The following is a 16144-nucleotide window of genomic DNA, read 5'->3' on the forward strand; positions in this document are numbered from 1 at the left end:
CATAAACCGGCCGGGCCGGTATTCAGAGATGATCAGCTATGCTTGAGCGGCGAAGGGAAACGTAAGTGGTTCACCATTCCATGGACATCAGGTTCACCCAACGGCTGTCATACAAGCAGGCTCGACTGACCGTCCTGGTGGGTTTCGTACTGGGCACTTTGCTCAGCCTGGTGCAGATAGGCATCGATTATGCCAGCGAAGACGCGTCGATCAACCGCGAGATCCTGTCGCTGATGGAAATCAGCCACAACCCCGCCTCGCGCATCGCCTACAACATCGACGCCGAACTGGCCCAGGAACTGTCCCTGGGGCTGCTGCGTTCACCGGCGATCATCGGCGCCGAACTGGTCGACAACAACAATACCGTACTGGCCAGCGTCAAACGACCCGAGCTGCAGAGCAGTTACCGATTCATCAGCGACTTTCTGTTCGGTGCACAGCGTCAATTCGAAGACCGGCTCTACCTGGACCATCTGCCCGGCGAATCCCTGGGCGTGCTGCGCCTGGACGTCGACACCTATACATTCGGCAGTCGTTTCCTGCGCCGGGCCGAGGTGACGTTGCTCAACGGCTTCGCCCGCAGCCTGATCCTGACCGGGCTATTACTGGCGTTGTTCTACGTGATGCTGACCAAACCCCTGGTGCGGGTTATCCGTGAGTTGAGCAGTCGAGACCCGGCCAGCAGCGAACAGAGCCGGCTGGACTGCCCTTCCGGCCACCAATACGACGAGATCGGCGTACTGGTCTCGGTCGCCAACCAGCAGTTCGAGAATATCTCCACCGAAATCCAGCAGCGGCGTACCGCCGAAAATCGCCTCACCGAATACCTGGCGCAACTGGAAAACATCGTCTCGGCGCGCACCGCCGAACTCAAGGCCATCAATGATCGCCTCAGCCAATCCAACGAAGAACTGGAAGTGGCCAGGCGTACCGCCCTGGACATGGCCGAAGCCCGTTCCGCCTTCCTGGCCAGCATGAGTCATGAGATCCGCACGCCGCTCAACGGCCTGCTGGGGATGATTGCCTTGTCCCTGGATGGGCCCCTGACCGCTGAACAACAACAGCAGCTCTCGATTGCCCATGACTCGGGCAAGGTATTGGTGGAACTGCTCAATGACATTCTCGATCTGTCGAAATTCGATGCCGGCCAACTGGAACTCGAACGCATCCCGTTCGATCTGGCCTCCCTGATCGAGGACACTGCCAACCTGCTTTCCCAGAATGCCGCCCCCAGTGTCGAGCTGGCCTGCCTGATCGATCCACGATTCCCTGCGCAGGTGCTTGGCGACCCGACCCGGGTGCGTCAGATCGTCAGCAACCTGTTGTCCAATGCACTTAAATTCACCCGCTTCGGCCGGGTCGATGTACGACTGACTGCCTACGAAGGCGGTGTACGCATCGAGGTCTGCGACACCGGCATCGGCATTCCCCAGGAAGCCCAGGCGAGGATCTTCCAGCCCTTCACCCAGGCCGGTGCCGGCATTACCCGTCAGTTTGGTGGCACCGGCCTGGGCCTGGCGCTGACCAATAACCTCTGCGAAGCCATGCAGGGCCGGTTGACGATCAGCTCCGAAGCCGGCTTCGGCAGCCAGTTCTGCGCTGACCTGCCCCTGTCTTGCCATACCCCGGCGACGCCCGCCGAACCGTTGCGCGGCAATGTCGTCGCCATCACCGCCGGCAGCAGCGGGTTGGCCGAGTTGCTGGACATGCTGCTGCCCACCTGGGGGCTGGACTACCAGAGACGCTCCGTGGATGACTCGCTGCTGGGCCTCAAGCCCGATGTGCTGATCACCGACTGCCCTGAATGCCTGTTCAACCTGCGACCGACCTTCAGCGCCCCCATCCTGCTGGTAACCGCCTACGGCAGTTTCATGCCCAGCCAGGAAGCCGCAGCCCTCGCCCCGCTGTTGCAACAGGCCCGCCCGCTGGCACGCCATGCGCTGTATCAGATCCTGCGTCGCGCCCTGCAAAGCGAAGCGACCACCATCAACGAAACGCAGATCGAGACGCCGCCGCTGTCCAGGCGCGCCCAGGTCTTGCTGGTCGAGGACAATCCGGTCAATCAATTGGTCGCCAAGGGCATGCTGGTGAAGCTGGGCTGCGAAGTCACCGTCGCAGCCCACGGCGCGGAAGCATTGAATCAGCTCGAACAACGGGATTTCGACCTGGTGCTGATGGATTGCAACATGCCGGTGATGGACGGCTACGAAGCCAGTCGGCAGATACGCCGAAGCGGGCGCTGGCCGGACCTGCCGATTGTCGCACTGACAGCCAATGCCATGCCTGAGGAGCGGGAACGCTGCCGGACCGCCGGCATGAGCGACTATTTGTCCAAACCGTTCCGCCGCGAGGAGTTGGCGGCGGTACTGGATCAGTGGGTACCGACTACGTCAGCGCCTTGATCTGCCCCAGCAGGTGGTCGAGAGCATCGCGCAACGTCCCCAGGCCGTCCAGGTCGATCCCGCTATCGCATAACAGGCGGGCCTTCAGCGGGCCGACCTGGTTACGCAGGGCCCGCCCTGTGTCCGTCAGGCTCAAGTGCACTTCGCGCTCATCCCGGGCCGAACGCTGGCGTTGCACCAGGTCCAGCTGTTCCAGGCGCTTGAGCAGCGGCGTCAGTGTCCCGGAATCCAGCAGCAGCCGCTCCCCCAGGGCCTTGACCGTGGGTTGCTCCGGCGCGATGTCCTGCCATTCCCACAGCACCAGCATCGCCAGATATTGCGGGTAGGTCAGGCCGAGCTGGTCGAGCATTGGCTTATAGCCGCGAATCACCGCCCGCGACGCGGCGTACAGCTTGAAGCACAACTGGCTGTCGAGCCTCAATGCATCGATCGACACGTCATTCATTTGAGCAGGGCTTCGATCTCTGAAGTGAGGTCCTGGGGCTTGGTGGTCGGAGCAAAACGCTTGACCACTTGGCCATCCTTGCCGATCAGGAACTTGGTGAAGTTCCACTTGATGCCCTTGGATCCCAGCACGCCAGGGGCTCGCTGCTTGAGCTGGACGAACAGTGGATGAGCATTGGCGCCGTTGACTTCGATTTTCTTGAACAGCGGGAAGCTCACGCCGAAATTCAGCTCGCAGAACTCGGAAATCGCGCCCTCGTTACCCGGCTCCTGCTTGCCGAACTGATTGCAGGGAAAGCCCAGCACCACCAGGCCCCGGTCCTTGTAGGTCTGCCACAGCGATTCGAGGCCTTTGTATTGCGGCGTGAAACCGCACTGACTGGCGGTATTGACCACCAGCACGGCCTTGCCGGCGAAATCGGCGAGGGTCTTTTGCTCGCCCTTGATGGTGGTGCAGGGGATGCTCAGCAAGTTGTCGCTCATGGCAAGGCTCCGAAGGAATGGGACAGGCGTGCAAGATAGCGAGCAATTCAATTGTGTGCAATTTAATTAGCAGGACTACCGACATCATGGACTATTCAAGAGCAAGGCCTGTAGGAACAAGGCCTCGCTCCTACAGGTTTACTCGCGGGCCACGAGGTCCAGGCACACCGAGTTGATGCAGTACCGCAGCCCCGTGGGCGGCGGGCCGTCGGGGAATACATGCCCCAGGTGGGCATCACACTTGGCACACACCACCTCTGTACGGATCATGCCGTGGCTCACGTCCCGCACCTCCATCACCGCGTTGCCCTCGATGGGCGCGTAGAAACTCGGCCAGCCGCAGCCGGAATCGAACTTGGTGTGGGAATCGAACAGCGGCTCGTGGCAGCAGATGCAGTGGTACACGCCATCGGTCTTGGTGGCGTTGTACTTGCCCGAGAACGGTCGTTCGGTGCCCTTCAATCGACAAACGTTGTACTGCTCCGGATCGAGCATGGCGCGCCACTCATCAAGGGTTTTCTGCAACTTTTCCATCGTCTTGCCTCGGCAATTGAAAAAGCCCGATCCGACGCTTTTCCGCGGGTCGGGCGGCACGTATGATTGCGCCTCGTCAGATGCCAGTCTGGCAGTCGCGTCCTGCGTATTCAAACGGATTGTGACGCCCATGCCGCGTCAAGCCCGGGTACAGACGCAGGATCACCAGAACGGTCGTCGAGACGCCCGCCTGGATCGTTCATTTTCGGGAACACATCACCATGCAGGTCAGCAAATCGAACAAGCTCGCCAACGTCTGCTACGACATTCGCGGCCCGGTGCTCAAGCACGCCAAACGCCTGGAAGAGGAAGGCCATCGCATCCTCAAGCTGAACATCGGCAACCCGGCACCCTTTGGTTTCGAAGCGCCCGATGAAATTCTCCAGGACGTGATCCGCAACCTGCCGACCGCCCAGGGCTACAGCGACTCCAAGGGCCTGTTCAGCGCACGCAAGGCGGTGATGCAGTATTACCAGCAGAAGCAGGTCGAAGGCGTCGGCATCGAGGACATCTACCTGGGCAACGGTGTGTCCGAGCTGATCGTGATGTCGATGCAGGCACTGCTCAACAACGGTGACGAGGTGCTGGTGCCGGCCCCGGACTACCCGCTGTGGACCGCTGCCGTGAGCCTGTCCGGTGGCAACCCGGTGCATTACCTGTGCGACGAACAGGCCAACTGGTTTCCCGACCTGGCGGACATCAAGGCCAAGATCACGCCGAACACCAAGGCGCTGGTGATCATCAACCCGAACAACCCGACCGGCGCGGTCTACTCCAGGGAAGTGCTGCTGGGCATGCTGGAGTTGGCTCGCCAACACAACCTGGTGGTGTTCTCCGACGAGATCTACGACAAGATCCTGTACGACGACGCCGTCCACATCTGCACCGCCTCCCTGGCTCCGGACCTGTTGTGCCTGACCTTCAACGGCTTGTCCAAATCCTACCGCGTGGCGGGTTTCCGCTCCGGCTGGATTGCCATTTCCGGGCCCAAGCATCACGCCCAGAGCTACATCGAAGGCATCGATATGCTGGCCAACATGCGCCTGTGCGCCAACGTACCGAGCCAGCACGCCATCCAGACGGCACTGGGCGGCTACCAGAGCATCAACGACCTGGTCTTGCCCCCGGGCCGACTGCTGGAACAGCGCAACCGCACCTGGGAACTGCTCAATGACATTCCCGGCGTCAGTTGCGTCAAGCCGATGGGCGCGCTCTACGCCTTTCCACGGATCGATCCGAAAGTCTGCCCGATCCACAACGACGAAAAATTCGTACTCGACCTGCTTCTGTCCGAAAAGCTGCTGATCGTCCAGGGCACGGCATTCAACTGGCCGTGGCCGGATCATTTCCGCGTCGTGACCCTGCCGCGGGTCGATGACCTGGAGCAGGCCATTGGCCGTATCGGCAATTTCCTCAAGTCCTACCGTCAATAGGCCGGTTCAGCGTGCGAGGTACCTCGCCTCGCGCGCTGACTGATTCAGCAACATATCTGTTCAGTCGGTTTTGAAGGTCCTTCTACACTGACTGTCCAGCAACCGATGGGCTGCAGGCCCCCACGCTCACGGGGCAAGAACGACATATTTCATTCCTCTGGTACTTTCAGAAAAGTCTTTCAATCATTTGGGAAGCCTGTAGGACACAGTTTGAAATAGTCGGTGAGTTGAATAGGCTGCTACAGCACCTTATATACCCCGCATAACGCTACATCCTAAGCATGAGGAGTTTGCTACCACCATGATGCGCATCCTGCTGTTCTTGGCCACTAACCTGGCGGTCGTGCTGATTGCCAGCATCACCCTGAGCCTGTTCGGCTTCAACGGGTTCATGGCGGCCAATGGGGTTGATCTCAACCTCAATCAGCTGCTGATCTTCTGTGCGGTGTTCGGTTTCGCCGGCTCCCTGTTCTCGCTGTTCATCTCCAAGTGGATGGCGAAGATGAGCACCGGCACCCAGATCATCAGCCAGCCGCGCACTCGCCATGAACAATGGCTGCTGCAGACCGTCGAGCAGTTGTCCCGCGAAGCAGGGATCAAGATGCCGGAAGTCGGGATCTTCCCGGCCTACGAGGCCAACGCCTTCGCCACCGGCTGGAACAAGAACGACGCGCTGGTCGCGGTCAGCCAGGGTCTGCTGGAGCGATTCTCGCCCGATGAGGTCAAGGCGGTGCTGGCCCACGAAATCGGCCACGTCGCCAACGGCGACATGGTGACCCTGGCGTTGATCCAGGGCGTGGTGAACACCTTCGTGATGTTCTTCGCCCGCATCATCGGTAACTTCGTCGACAAGGTGATCTTCAAGAACGAAGAAGGCCAGGGTATCGCCTACTACGTGGCGACCATCTTCGCCGAACTGGTCCTGGGCATCCTCGCCAGCGCCATCGTCATGTGGTTCTCGCGCAAACGCGAATTCCGCGCCGACGACGCCGGCGCCCGCCTGGCTGGCACCGGCGCCATGATCGGCGCCCTGCAGCGCCTGCGTGCCGAACAGGGCCTGCCGGTGCACATGCCCGACACCCTGAATGCGTTTGGCATCAACGGTGGCATCAAGCAGGGCCTGGCTCGCCTGTTCATGAGCCATCCACCGCTGGAAGAGCGTATCGACGCGCTGCGTCGCCGCGGCTGATCAGTTCGAACGACAAAAAGAAGCCCGCAGCGATGCGGGCTTTTTTTGTGCTGTTCGTCCAGGCCCCATCGCGAGCAGGCTCGCGATAGGGCCCGCACAGACGACATCACCCTCAACCCTTGGAAATCCGATAAACCCGTTCATCCAACCTCGTCACCCCAGCCTGCAAGAACTTCCAGCTTTCCCCCAGTACATCCTGCTCTTGCAAGACCTCCAGTCGCCAGTTGCTCCCCAGCAGCCGCTGCACCTCGTCATCCCCTACGGCGAAGGGTGGACCGGACATCTGCGCCTGGTCGTAATCCAGTGTGATCAGCAGGCCGACACAGTCTGGCAAGAGGCTCTGAAGGTGAGCCGCGTACTGTTCGCGCATCGGTGCAGGCAAGGCAATCAACGCCGCCCGATCGTACAACGCGGTGCAGCCAGCCACATCCTTTGCCGTCAAGGCGAAGAAATCGCCGCAACGGAGTTCGATGTCACCGGCACGGAACACCTTGAACACACCCTCTTCGCTCACGCTCGGCTCCAATTGATGCTCCTGGAACAAATCGGTGATGGCTTTTTCCGATAACTCCACGCCCAATACCGAATGGCCTTGATGGGCGAGCCACAGCAGGTCCAGGGTCTTGCCACACAATGGCACCAGCACCCGACTGCCCTGCTCCAACTCCAGCGGCGACCAGAAACGTTGCAGATAGGGATTCACTTCCGGCAAGTGAAAGCCGATCTGATTGGTCGACCATCGCTGATGCCAAAACGCAGCGTCCATGTTGTACTCCAAAAATATCGATGAAAACGGGTTAAAACTTATATTAGATTCCGATCATAGGGCTGATGGAAGATGACGACATCTTAACGTTCAGGAGCCCTTACATGCTGCCCAGCCTGTTTATCTCACATGGCTCGCCGATGCTTGCTCTGGAGCCCGGCGACAGCGGCCCGGCGCTGGCTCGCCTTGCCGCGCAACTGTCCAGGCCCAAAGCCATCGTCATTGTGTCCGCTCACTGGGAGAGTAACGAGCTTCAGGTCAGCGCCAACCCGCAGCCGCGTACCTGGCACGATTTCGGCGGTTTTCCGCCCGCGCTGTATCAGGTGCAATATCCCGCACCGGGAAATCCCGAGCTGGCGGCGACAGTGGCGGACCTGCTCAACGCTGCGCAACTGCCCGCGCGCCTCGACACCCAACGCCCTTCTGATCACGGCGTCTGGGTACCGTTGTCCTTGATGTATCCCGAGGCCGATATCCCGGTGGTGCAGGTTTCCCTGCCCAGCCGTCAGGGACCGACTTTGCAGACCCAGGTCGGCAGAGCGCTGGCGAACTTGCGCCAGGAAGGCATTCTGTTGATTGGCTCCGGCAGCATCACCCACAACCTGCGCGACCTCGATTGGCACGCCGGCCCCGAAAGCATCGAGCCGTGGGCGAAGGCTTTTCGGGATTGGATCGTGGAAAAACTGGCGGCCGATGATGAGGTCGCGCTGCACGACTATCGCCGCCAGGCGCCCAATGCCGTGCGCAGTCACCCCAGCGACGAGCACCTATTGCCGCTGTATTTTGCCCGCGGCGCCGGGGGAAGATTCAGCGTGGTTCACCAAGGGTTCACGATGGGGGCGTTGGGGATGGACATTTATCAGTTTGGCTAACCGCTGTACCGAGTCGCCTCGATCGCGAGCAGGCTCGCTCCCACATTGACTGGGTCGCTCACAAACCGCGACCACCAGAGATCAACTGTGGGAGCGAGCCTGCTCGCGATGGGCTCAACACCGATTCCAGGAAAAAGCACCAGGCAACAGGCCAAAAAAATCCCCGAACCAGTCGGGGATTTTTTCATGCTCGATCAATCAGCCAAGGGCCGATCAATCTTCGCGATAACGACGCAGCTTGAGTTGCTTGCCGGCCACGCGAGTGTCCTTGAGCTTGGTCAGCAACTTCTCCAGGCCTTCTTCCGGCAGTTCCACCAGGCTGAAGCTGTCGCGCACCTGGATGCGACCGATGGCTTCCCGCGCCAGGCCACCTTCGTTGAGGATGGCACCCAGCAGGTTCTTGGCGGCGATGCCATCACGGGCACCCAGGGCGGTACGGCAACGGGCACGACCTTCGGCCAGCGGGATCGGCGCACGACGCTCACGATCACCACGGTCCGGACGGTCACCGCGCTCAGGACGGTCGCCACGAGGCGTGCTGTTCGGCACCAGCGGACGCTCCTTCTCGATCGCAGCCAGGTCCAGCGCCTGTCCGTTGGTCGCCTTGCGCAGCAGAGCGGCGGCCAGCGCACGCGGGCTGCAACCGATGTCGGCGGTCAGGCGATCGAGCAGATCACCGTGGGTCGATTCGGCATCCGCTACCAGCGGCGACAGGCTGTTGGTCAGTTTCTTGATGCGAGCATCCAGAACGGCCTGGGCATCCGGCAGGCGAACTTCCGCGACCTTCTGACCGGTCACACGCTCGATCACTTGCAGCATACGGCGCTCACGAGGAGTCACCAGCAGCAACGCACGACCTTCGCGACCGGCACGACCGGTACGGCCGATACGGTGAACGTAGGATTCCGGGTCGTACGGCATGTCCACGTTGAAGACGTGGGTGATGCGCGGAACGTCCAGGCCACGGGCCGCGACGTCGGTCGCCACAACGATGTCCAGACGACCATCCTTGAGGGAGTCGATCACGCGCTCGCGCTGGTTCTGGGCAATGTCACCGTTCAGCGCAGCGGCTTTGTAGCCTTTGGCTTCCAGGGCGCTGGCCAGGTCCAGGGTCGCTTGCTTGGTGCGCACGAACATGATCAGGGCGTCGAAATCCTCGACTTCCAGCAGGCTCAGGACGGCAGAGGTCTTCTGGTCGGCGTGAACCAGCAGGTGAGCCTGCTCGATCGCGGTGACGGTCTGAGTCTTGCTCTGGATCTTGACGTGTTTCGGGTCTTTCAGATGACGCTCGGCGATCGCACGGATCGACTGCGGCAGCGTAGCCGAGAACAGTACAGTCTGGCGGGTTTCCGGCATGGCCTTGAAGATCACTTCCAGGTCATCCATGAAGCCCAGCTTGAGCATTTCGTCGGCTTCGTCGAGAACCAGGTGGTTCACGGTAGCCAGGACTTTTTCGTCGCGACGCAGGTGGTCGCACAGACGGCCCGGAGTGGCGACAACGATCTGTGCGCCATTACGGATTGCTTTCAGTTGTGGGCCCATCGGCGCGCCGCCGTAGACAGCCACAACAGTCACGCCCGGCATCTGCTTGGCGTAGGTTTCGAAAGCGGTTGCAACTTGCAGCGCCAACTCGCGGGTTGGGGCCAGGATCAGAGCTTGCGGCTCGCGCTTGGACGGATCAATGCGGTGCAGGATCGGCAGGGCGAACGCGGCGGTTTTACCCGTACCGGTTTGCGCCTGGCCAATCATATCGTGACCGGCGAGAATGATCGGGATCGACTGCTGCTGAATGGCCGAAGGCTCTTCATAGCCGGTAGCGACTACTGCAGCGACAATATTGGGATGAAGTTCAAGAGCGGCGAAGCCGCCGATTTCCTGGGTCATGGGTCTGCCTCTAAGTGCATCCGCAAAGACCCATGCTCCAAAGCTGCGCATGCCGTGTTGAGACTCAAGAGTCGCCCTGGCAGCTTTGTCGGCGGGGATTTGCGAAAACGAATGAATGAAAAAGAACGTCGAGAAAGCGTCCGTTATACGGACATGCAACCGAAGCTGGCTTCGCAATTGCGCTGTCTTGACGCGGCCCGGCTAAAGGCCGGCGCGCACTATACCGGAATTCGCCCGAAAAGGGAGCTTTTTTTACAGCGGCTAAACCGGTTCACCCTTTGTGGCGAGGGGATTTATCCCCGCTCGGCTGCGCAGCAGGCGTAAGGCCTTAAACTCTATGGGCCTGCTTCGCAGTCCAGCGGGGATAAATCCCCTCGCCACAGGATTCTCGGCTGTATCACGTCGCCGGCCGGATAGCCTTGATCAGCGGCAGCAACGAATAGCCCAATCGCGGCGCCAGCGCCTCGGCCCGGGCAACCAGCCCTTCCATGTCCATGGCCTGCTCCAGGTCCGCCGGCACGATCAGGATCACGTTGCCCTCCTTCACCGGCAGTTCCCAGTAATGCCGGTGGTACAAGCCGCGCAATAGTGCAGCGCCCAACGGTTTACCGTCGTCGGTGGCCCATTGGTTGATCACCAGCCAGCCGCCCGGGTTCAGGCGTTTCTGGCAATCCTCCAGGAACCCCCAGGCCAGATGCCCGACGCCAGGGCCGACATCGGTATAGAGATCGACGAAGATCAGGTCTGCAGGCTCGGCGGTTTCCAGCAGCTCCAGGGCGTCGCCGACCCGGATATACAGGCGCGGATCGTCGTCCAGCCCCAGGTATTCGATCGCCAGGCGCGGTACATCGGGGCGCAACTCGATGGCTTCGACATCTTCCAGCGGCAGGAATTTGAGACAGGCCTGGGTCAGCGTACCGGCACCCAACCCCAGGAACAGCGCGCTTTCCGGCTGCTCATGACATAACGCACCGATCAGCATGGCACGGGTGTAATCGTATTCGAGCCAGCTGGGATCGGCGGTGAACACGCAGCTTTGCTCGATGGCGTCACCGAACTCGAGGAACCGGTAGTCGGCCACTTCGAACACCCGGATCATGCCGAACTCATCGTGCACCTCGGCGAGCAGATGCTCGACGCGCTCCTCTGTCATTTCATCTCCTGATGGCAACCGAAGCGCCTCACAACGGGCCAAGCCAGTGGACAGCCTGGGCAAAAGCGCGATTGTCGGCCATGCGACGGGAGCAGGTCACGCACTAATTTGCTGATAACATGACCGCCCGAGCGTAAACCACCTAGAGATCATGATGAGCCAACCCTGGAGCCCTGACAGCTGGCGCGCCCTGCCGATCCAGCAACAACCCCGCTACCCCGACGCGGCGCATCTGCTGCGTGTCGAGCAGACCCTGGCCAGCTATCCGCCGCTGGTGTTTGCCGGAGAGGCGCGGGAGTTGCGCCGTCAGTTCGCCGAAGTCACCCAGGGCCGTGCCTTTTTGCTGCAGGGCGGCGACTGCGCCGAAAGCTTTGCCGAATTCTCGGCGGCCAAGATCCGCGATACCTTCAAGGTGCTGCTGCAGATGGCGATCGTGATGACCTTCGCCGCCGGCTGCCCGGTGGTCAAGGTCGGGCGCATGGCCGGACAGTTCGCCAAGCCGCGCTCGGCCAACGATGAAACCATCGACGGCGTGACCCTGCCGGCCTACCGGGGCGATATCGTCAACGGCATCGGCTTCGACGAACAGAGCCGAGTGCCGGACCCGGAGCGCCTGCTGCAGTCCTACCACCAGTCGACGGCCACGCTGAACCTGCTGCGGGCGTTCGCCCAGGGCGGGTTCGCCGACCTGCATCAGGTGCACAAGTGGAACCTGGACTTCATCGCCAACTCGGCCCTGGCGGAAAAATACAGCCACCTGGCCGACCGCATCGACGAAACCCTGGCGTTCATGCGCGCCTGCGGCATGGACAGCTCGCCGCAACTGCGCGAAACCAGCTTCTTCACCGCCCACGAAGCCCTGCTGCTCAATTACGAAGAAGCCTTCGTGCGCCGTGACAGCCTGACCAACGATTATTACGACTGCTCGGCCCACATGCTCTGGATCGGTGACCGCACCCGCCAGCTGGACGGTGCCCATGTCGAGTTCCTGCGCGGCGTGAACAACCCGATCGGGGTCAAGGTCGGGCCGACCATGGACCCTGACGACCTGATCCGCCTGATCGACGTGCTCAACCCGGACAACGATCCGGGCCGCCTGAACCTGATCGCGCGGATGGGTGCAAACAAGGTCGGCGACCACCTGCCACCCCTGCTGCGCGCCGTGCAGCGTGAAGGCAAGCAGGTGCTGTGGAGTTCGGACCCGATGCATGGCAACACCATCAAAGCCAGCAGCGGCTACAAGACCCGGGATTTCGCGCAGATCCTTGGCGAAGTGAAGCAGTTCTTCCAGGTCCACGAAGCCGAAGGCACCTATGCCGGCGGCATCCACATCGAAATGACCGGCCAGAACGTCACCGAATGCATCGGCGGCGCGCGGCCGATCACCGAGGATGGGCTGTCAGACCGCTACCACACCCACTGCGACCCACGGATGAACGCTGACCAGTCGCTGGAGCTGGCGTTCTTGATTGCCGAGACGTTGAAGCAGGTCAGGCGGTGAGTCGGTCAGTCTTGTAGCGCCTGATCCGCCGCTTTCGCGAGCAAGCCCGCTCCCACATGAGGCCGAGTCGTTCACGAATATCGTGTCCACCGAAAAGCAACTGTGGGAGCGGGCTTGCTCGCGATGAGGCCAGCTCGGTCACCATCAATCCGGGCCAACACCCCCGCCAACCGAACCCCACCCACCCGCCGGCAATTAAGCTGTACCCGCTCCAACCCCAGCCAACCTGCCAGACGATGCAGGTTCGCCGCTAACGCCTGCATCCCCTCCTCGTCCACCCCCGGTTCCTCCTCATGCACGGCATGCACCGCCAACCGGCCCTGGGCTCTCTCGGCCCGTAGATCAACTCGCGCCGCGATGCGTTCGTTGTGCAGGAACGGCAACACGTAATAGCCATACACCCGCTTGTGGGCCGGGGTATAGATTTCCAATCGATAACGGAAGTCGAACAACCGCTCGGTACGGCCGCGCTCCCAGACCAGCGAATCGAAAGGCGACAACAAGGCACTCGCCGCCACCTTGCGGGGGATTTTCGGGGCGGGCCGGCACCACGCGGGCTGCTTCCAATCCTGCACCTGACAGCGCACCAACTCGCCGGCCTCCTCCAGCTCGACCAGCCGTGCCCGGCTGTCGGCAGGATCGAGGCGAAAGTAATCGCGCAAGTCCTTCTCGGTGCCGACGCCCAAGGCATTGGCGGCGTGCAGCAATAACGCACGCTGGGCCTGGGCCTCGTCCGGCAGAGGTTGTTGCAGGACCGAGGCCGGGAGTACCCGTTCCGGCAAGTCGTACAGCCGCTCGAAACCACGTCGTCCCGCCACTGTGACCTCTCCGGCGGCGAACAGCCATTCCAACGCGTGCTTCTCGGCGCTCCAGTCCCACCAGGGTCCGGCCTTTTCCTGGCGAGTGGACAAGCTGCCGGCCCCCAGGGCACCCCGCTCTCGCACCGAAGCCAGGACACGCCGGATGACGTCCTGGCGTTCATGGCCAAAACGCGCCAGTTGTTGGTAAATGCCTTCACCCCGGGACGCCCGGACCATGCGCCAGCGCATCAGCGGATACATCGACAAGGGCAAAAGGGAAGCCTCGTGGCCCCAGTATTCGAACAACGTACGACGTCGCCCCTGGCTCCAGGCTGCTTGATCGAGCAAATCGGGATTGTAGTGACCGAGGCGGGAGAACAGCGGGAGATAATGGGAGCGCACCAGCGCATTGACCGAATCGATCTGCAGCACGCCAAGGCGTTCGATCAGACGGTTGAGGCGAGAGGGTTGCACCGAAGCCGGCGGCAGCCGCCCATCGAATCCCTGGGCGGCCAGCGCCAGACGCCGGGCCTGTTTGAGGGTAAAGGATGCAGTCGCGGGCATGGAGATCTCCTTGTCTGCTCGCAACCTACCTCACCAAGAGTCGATTTGTGTAGGGAAGGATGGCTCATTTGTGCATGGGGTCATCCCAGAACGGCCGAACCACTTCCTGTTCAACATCCGCACGGCTGACGCCGATGTCCTTGAGCGCCTCGTCGCTTAAACCGGCGAGCAATTCGCGCTCGTGGTGCAATTCATACCAGCGGCTAAACTTGTGAAACAGCTCGCCGAGGGAAAACCGGTGGGATGAGTGTTTATCGATCGATATGTATCCTTTCTGACCTTTCATCGTGATGTCCTCCGTTGGGGGTGGTTCAAGTCTCGCGCCACAGCTAAGATCAATCCAACGAATGTTTCTGATGCAATACATCTCGGAGATTGATCCATTGTCGAGTTACCCGAGCATCGATACGGAAGTGCTGCGTACCTTCGTCGCCATCGCCGACCAGGGCGGTTTCACGCGCGCGGGCGAACTGGTGAACCGCACCCAGTCTGCGGTCAGCATGCAGATGAAGCGCCTGGAAGAAGATGTCTTGCAGCGTCGGCTGTTCGAGCGTGACGGACGACAGGTCAAGCTCACCGCTGAAGGTCAGGTGCTATTGGGCTACGCCCGGCGAATCCTCAAGCTGCACAGTGAGGTGTTCAATACCCTGCGCGAACCGCACATGGTCGGCACGGTGCGCATCGGCACCCCGGACGACTACGTCATGCGGTTCCTGCCGGGCATCCTGCAACGCTTTGCCCAGTTCTATCCGCTGATCGAAATCGAGGTGCACTGCGAGTCGTCCAAGCAGCTGTTACTGCGCCAAGACCTGGACCTGTCCATCGTCACCCGTAAACCGGGAGACGAGATAGGCCAGTTGTTGCGCAAGGAACGCTTTGTCTGGGCCGAAGCGGCGTGTTTCAGCGCCCACGAAAAAACACCGCTGCCGCTGGCGATGTTCAACAGCGACTGTTTCTGCCGACAATGGGCATGCAATGCGCTGGACGCCATGGGCCGCGAATATCGCGTGGCCTACAACAGCTCCAGCCTGTCGGCGCTCATGGCGGTGGTCGGCGCGGGCCTGGCGATCACCGCGCAACTGGAAAGCCTGCTGACGCCGGACATGCGCGTGCTGGGCGAGGCGGAAAACCTGCCGGAACTGCCCGAGGCCAGCATCATGCTGATCCGCAACCTGCATAATCCGTCGCCGATCACCGAATGCCTGGCCGAGCACATCGTCGAAGGCTTCAAACTTTAAGGGCGAGCAGCACCGCGCAGACCACCAGAAAGCCACAGAACAGTGCCCGCAGCAGCCGTTCCGGCATGGCATGGGCGACCTTCACCCCCCAACTGATGCTCAACAGGCCACCCGCGGCCAGTGGCAATCCGATCCACCAGTCCACCTGATGGTGAAAGGCATAGGTGGCGAGGGTCACGCCAGTGCTGGGCAAGGCCAGGGACAGCGACAGTCCCTGGGCAACCACTTGGGTGGTGCCGAACAGGCTGGTCAGGATCGGCGTCGCGACAACCGCCCCGCCTACACCGAACAGACCGCCCATGGTCCCGGATACCGCACCCAGCACACCCAGCCATGGCCAGCCATATCGCATCTGCGCCGACGCCGGCGCAGATGCGGTGAACATGCGGATCAGGTTGTAGGCCGCCAGGACGATCAGGAACACCACGAAGCCGATCCGCATGCTTTCCGAATCGATGCCGACGGCCCAGATCGAGCCCAGCCAGGCAAAGCAGAAGCCCATGGTGGCCAGCGGCAGCACATGGCGCAGCTCGATACGGTTACGCTGGTGATAACGCCACAACGCGAGCATCACGTTGGGCACCACCATGACCAGCGCCGTACCTTGCGCAATCTGCTGGTCAAGACCGAACCAGACGCCCAGCACTGGAATCGCGATCAGTCCACCACCAATACCGAACAATCCCCCCAAGGTGCCCAATGCAGCACCCAACACCAGATACAACAGACTCTCGATCACAGACGATTCCCCTTCATCAAGGCACATATCCTACGCAGTCAATGCCTTTGGGGGAACGTGACATCCGCTCGATACATCGGAATTATCTGGCGCATTAAAGATTCACCCGCTAGATTTGTGACGTTCACTGTATTCATTGATG

General features: G+C 61.2%; 14 protein-coding genes and 1 pseudogene. 6 read left to right on the forward strand and 9 right to left on the reverse strand.

All coding sequences use genetic code 11. The features are described from left to right. The first annotated feature begins 80 nt into the window (after positions 1-80). On the forward strand, positions 81-2402 hold the full coding sequence (locus EGM97_RS22925) for a hybrid sensor histidine kinase/response regulator (RefSeq protein WP_238963619.1): 2322 nt from the start codon (positions 81-83) through the stop codon (positions 2400-2402). Here the strand turns inward: EGM97_RS22925 and EGM97_RS22930 are convergent. From EGM97_RS22930 to msrB, 3 genes are all read right to left on the reverse strand, one after another. After that, positions 2386-2847: a MarR family winged helix-turn-helix transcriptional regulator gene (locus EGM97_RS22930; RefSeq protein WP_238963617.1), complete on the reverse strand. Its 462-nt coding sequence runs from the start codon at positions 2845-2847 to the stop codon at positions 2386-2388. The genes EGM97_RS22925 and EGM97_RS22930 overlap by 17 nt on opposite strands. After that, the gene (locus tag EGM97_RS22935) at positions 2844-3329 is read right to left on the reverse strand and encodes a glutathione peroxidase (RefSeq protein ID WP_238963615.1); all 486 of its coding nucleotides are present in this window, start codon (positions 3327-3329) and stop codon (positions 2844-2846) included. Before EGM97_RS22935 ends, EGM97_RS22930 begins: the two co-directional genes overlap by 4 nt. A 138-nt stretch (positions 3330-3467) precedes the next feature. Beyond that, a complete protein-coding gene (msrB, locus tag EGM97_RS22940; protein ID WP_238963613.1) occupies positions 3468-3863 on the reverse strand; it encodes a peptide-methionine (R)-S-oxide reductase MsrB in 396 nt (131 codons plus the stop codon). A 221-nt stretch (positions 3864-4084) separates the two neighbouring features. On the opposite strand from msrB, the gene EGM97_RS22945 reads away from it, so the two are divergent. Together EGM97_RS22945 and htpX are read left to right on the forward strand one after the other, a co-directional pair. Then, complete coding sequence (locus tag EGM97_RS22945; protein WP_053155200.1) at positions 4085-5296, forward strand: pyridoxal phosphate-dependent aminotransferase; 1212 nt, start codon at positions 4085-4087, stop codon at positions 5294-5296. 301 nt (positions 5297-5597) lie between these two features. Then, positions 5598-6485: a protease HtpX gene (gene htpX, locus EGM97_RS22950; protein WP_238963611.1), complete on the forward strand. Its 888-nt coding sequence runs from the start codon at positions 5598-5600 to the stop codon at positions 6483-6485. Positions 6486-6597: 112 nt separating this feature from the next. Here htpX and EGM97_RS22955 read toward each other — a convergent pair whose 3' ends face one another. After that, positions 6598-7251, reverse strand: a complete 654-nt coding sequence (locus EGM97_RS22955; protein ID WP_238963609.1) for a thiopurine S-methyltransferase — start codon at positions 7249-7251, stop codon at positions 6598-6600. 104 nt (positions 7252-7355) lie between these two features. On the opposite strand from EGM97_RS22955, the gene EGM97_RS22960 reads away from it, so the two are divergent. Beyond that, a complete protein-coding gene (locus EGM97_RS22960) occupies positions 7356-8123 on the forward strand; it encodes a DODA-type extradiol aromatic ring-opening family dioxygenase (protein WP_238963607.1) in 768 nt (255 codons plus the stop codon). A gap of 213 nt (positions 8124-8336) precedes the next feature. Here the strand turns inward: EGM97_RS22960 and EGM97_RS22965 are convergent, their stop codons facing one another. Together EGM97_RS22965 and EGM97_RS22970 are read right to left on the reverse strand one after the other, a co-directional pair. Then, the gene (locus tag EGM97_RS22965; protein WP_053155193.1) at positions 8337-10007 is read right to left on the reverse strand and encodes a DEAD/DEAH box helicase; all 1671 of its coding nucleotides are present in this window, start codon (positions 10005-10007) and stop codon (positions 8337-8339) included. A 397-nt stretch (positions 10008-10404) separates the two neighbouring features. Then, positions 10405-11160, reverse strand: coding sequence for a spermidine synthase (locus EGM97_RS22970; protein ID WP_238963605.1), 756 nt, complete (start codon positions 11158-11160; stop codon positions 10405-10407). Between the two features lie 154 nt (positions 11161-11314). On the opposite strand from EGM97_RS22970, the gene EGM97_RS22975 reads away from it, so the two are divergent. Continuing rightward, positions 11315-12661, forward strand: a complete 1347-nt coding sequence (locus EGM97_RS22975) for a class II 3-deoxy-7-phosphoheptulonate synthase (protein WP_238963604.1) — start codon at positions 11315-11317, stop codon at positions 12659-12661. A gap of 137 nt (positions 12662-12798) precedes the next feature. Here the strand turns inward: EGM97_RS22975 and EGM97_RS22980 are convergent. Together EGM97_RS22980 and EGM97_RS22985 are read right to left on the reverse strand one after the other, a co-directional pair. After that, positions 12799-14025 (reverse strand): annotated as a pseudogene (locus tag EGM97_RS22980) (winged helix-turn-helix domain-containing protein); the annotation flags it as partial. 64 nt (positions 14026-14089) lie between these two features. Further along, positions 14090-14311, reverse strand: a complete 222-nt coding sequence (locus EGM97_RS22985; protein ID WP_053155186.1) for a DUF1127 domain-containing protein — start codon at positions 14309-14311, stop codon at positions 14090-14092. 97 nt (positions 14312-14408) lie between these two features. Here EGM97_RS22985 and EGM97_RS22990 point away from each other — a divergent pair, with 97 nt between their 5' ends. Further along, a complete protein-coding gene (locus tag EGM97_RS22990; RefSeq protein ID WP_024776693.1) occupies positions 14409-15263 on the forward strand; it encodes a LysR substrate-binding domain-containing protein in 855 nt (284 codons plus the stop codon). Here the strand turns inward: EGM97_RS22990 and EGM97_RS22995 are convergent. Next, entirely contained in the window at positions 15253-16002 is a 750-nt protein-coding gene (locus EGM97_RS22995; protein WP_238963600.1) for a sulfite exporter TauE/SafE family protein, read from the reverse strand. The two genes, EGM97_RS22990 and EGM97_RS22995, sit on opposite strands and share 11 nt — an antisense overlap. Positions 16003-16144 lie beyond the last annotated feature (142 nt).

The sequence above is a fragment of the Pseudomonas sp. AF32 genome (genome assembly GCF_022342325.2).
Classification (GTDB): Bacteria; Pseudomonadota; Gammaproteobacteria; order Pseudomonadales; family Pseudomonadaceae; genus Aquipseudomonas; species Aquipseudomonas uvaldensis.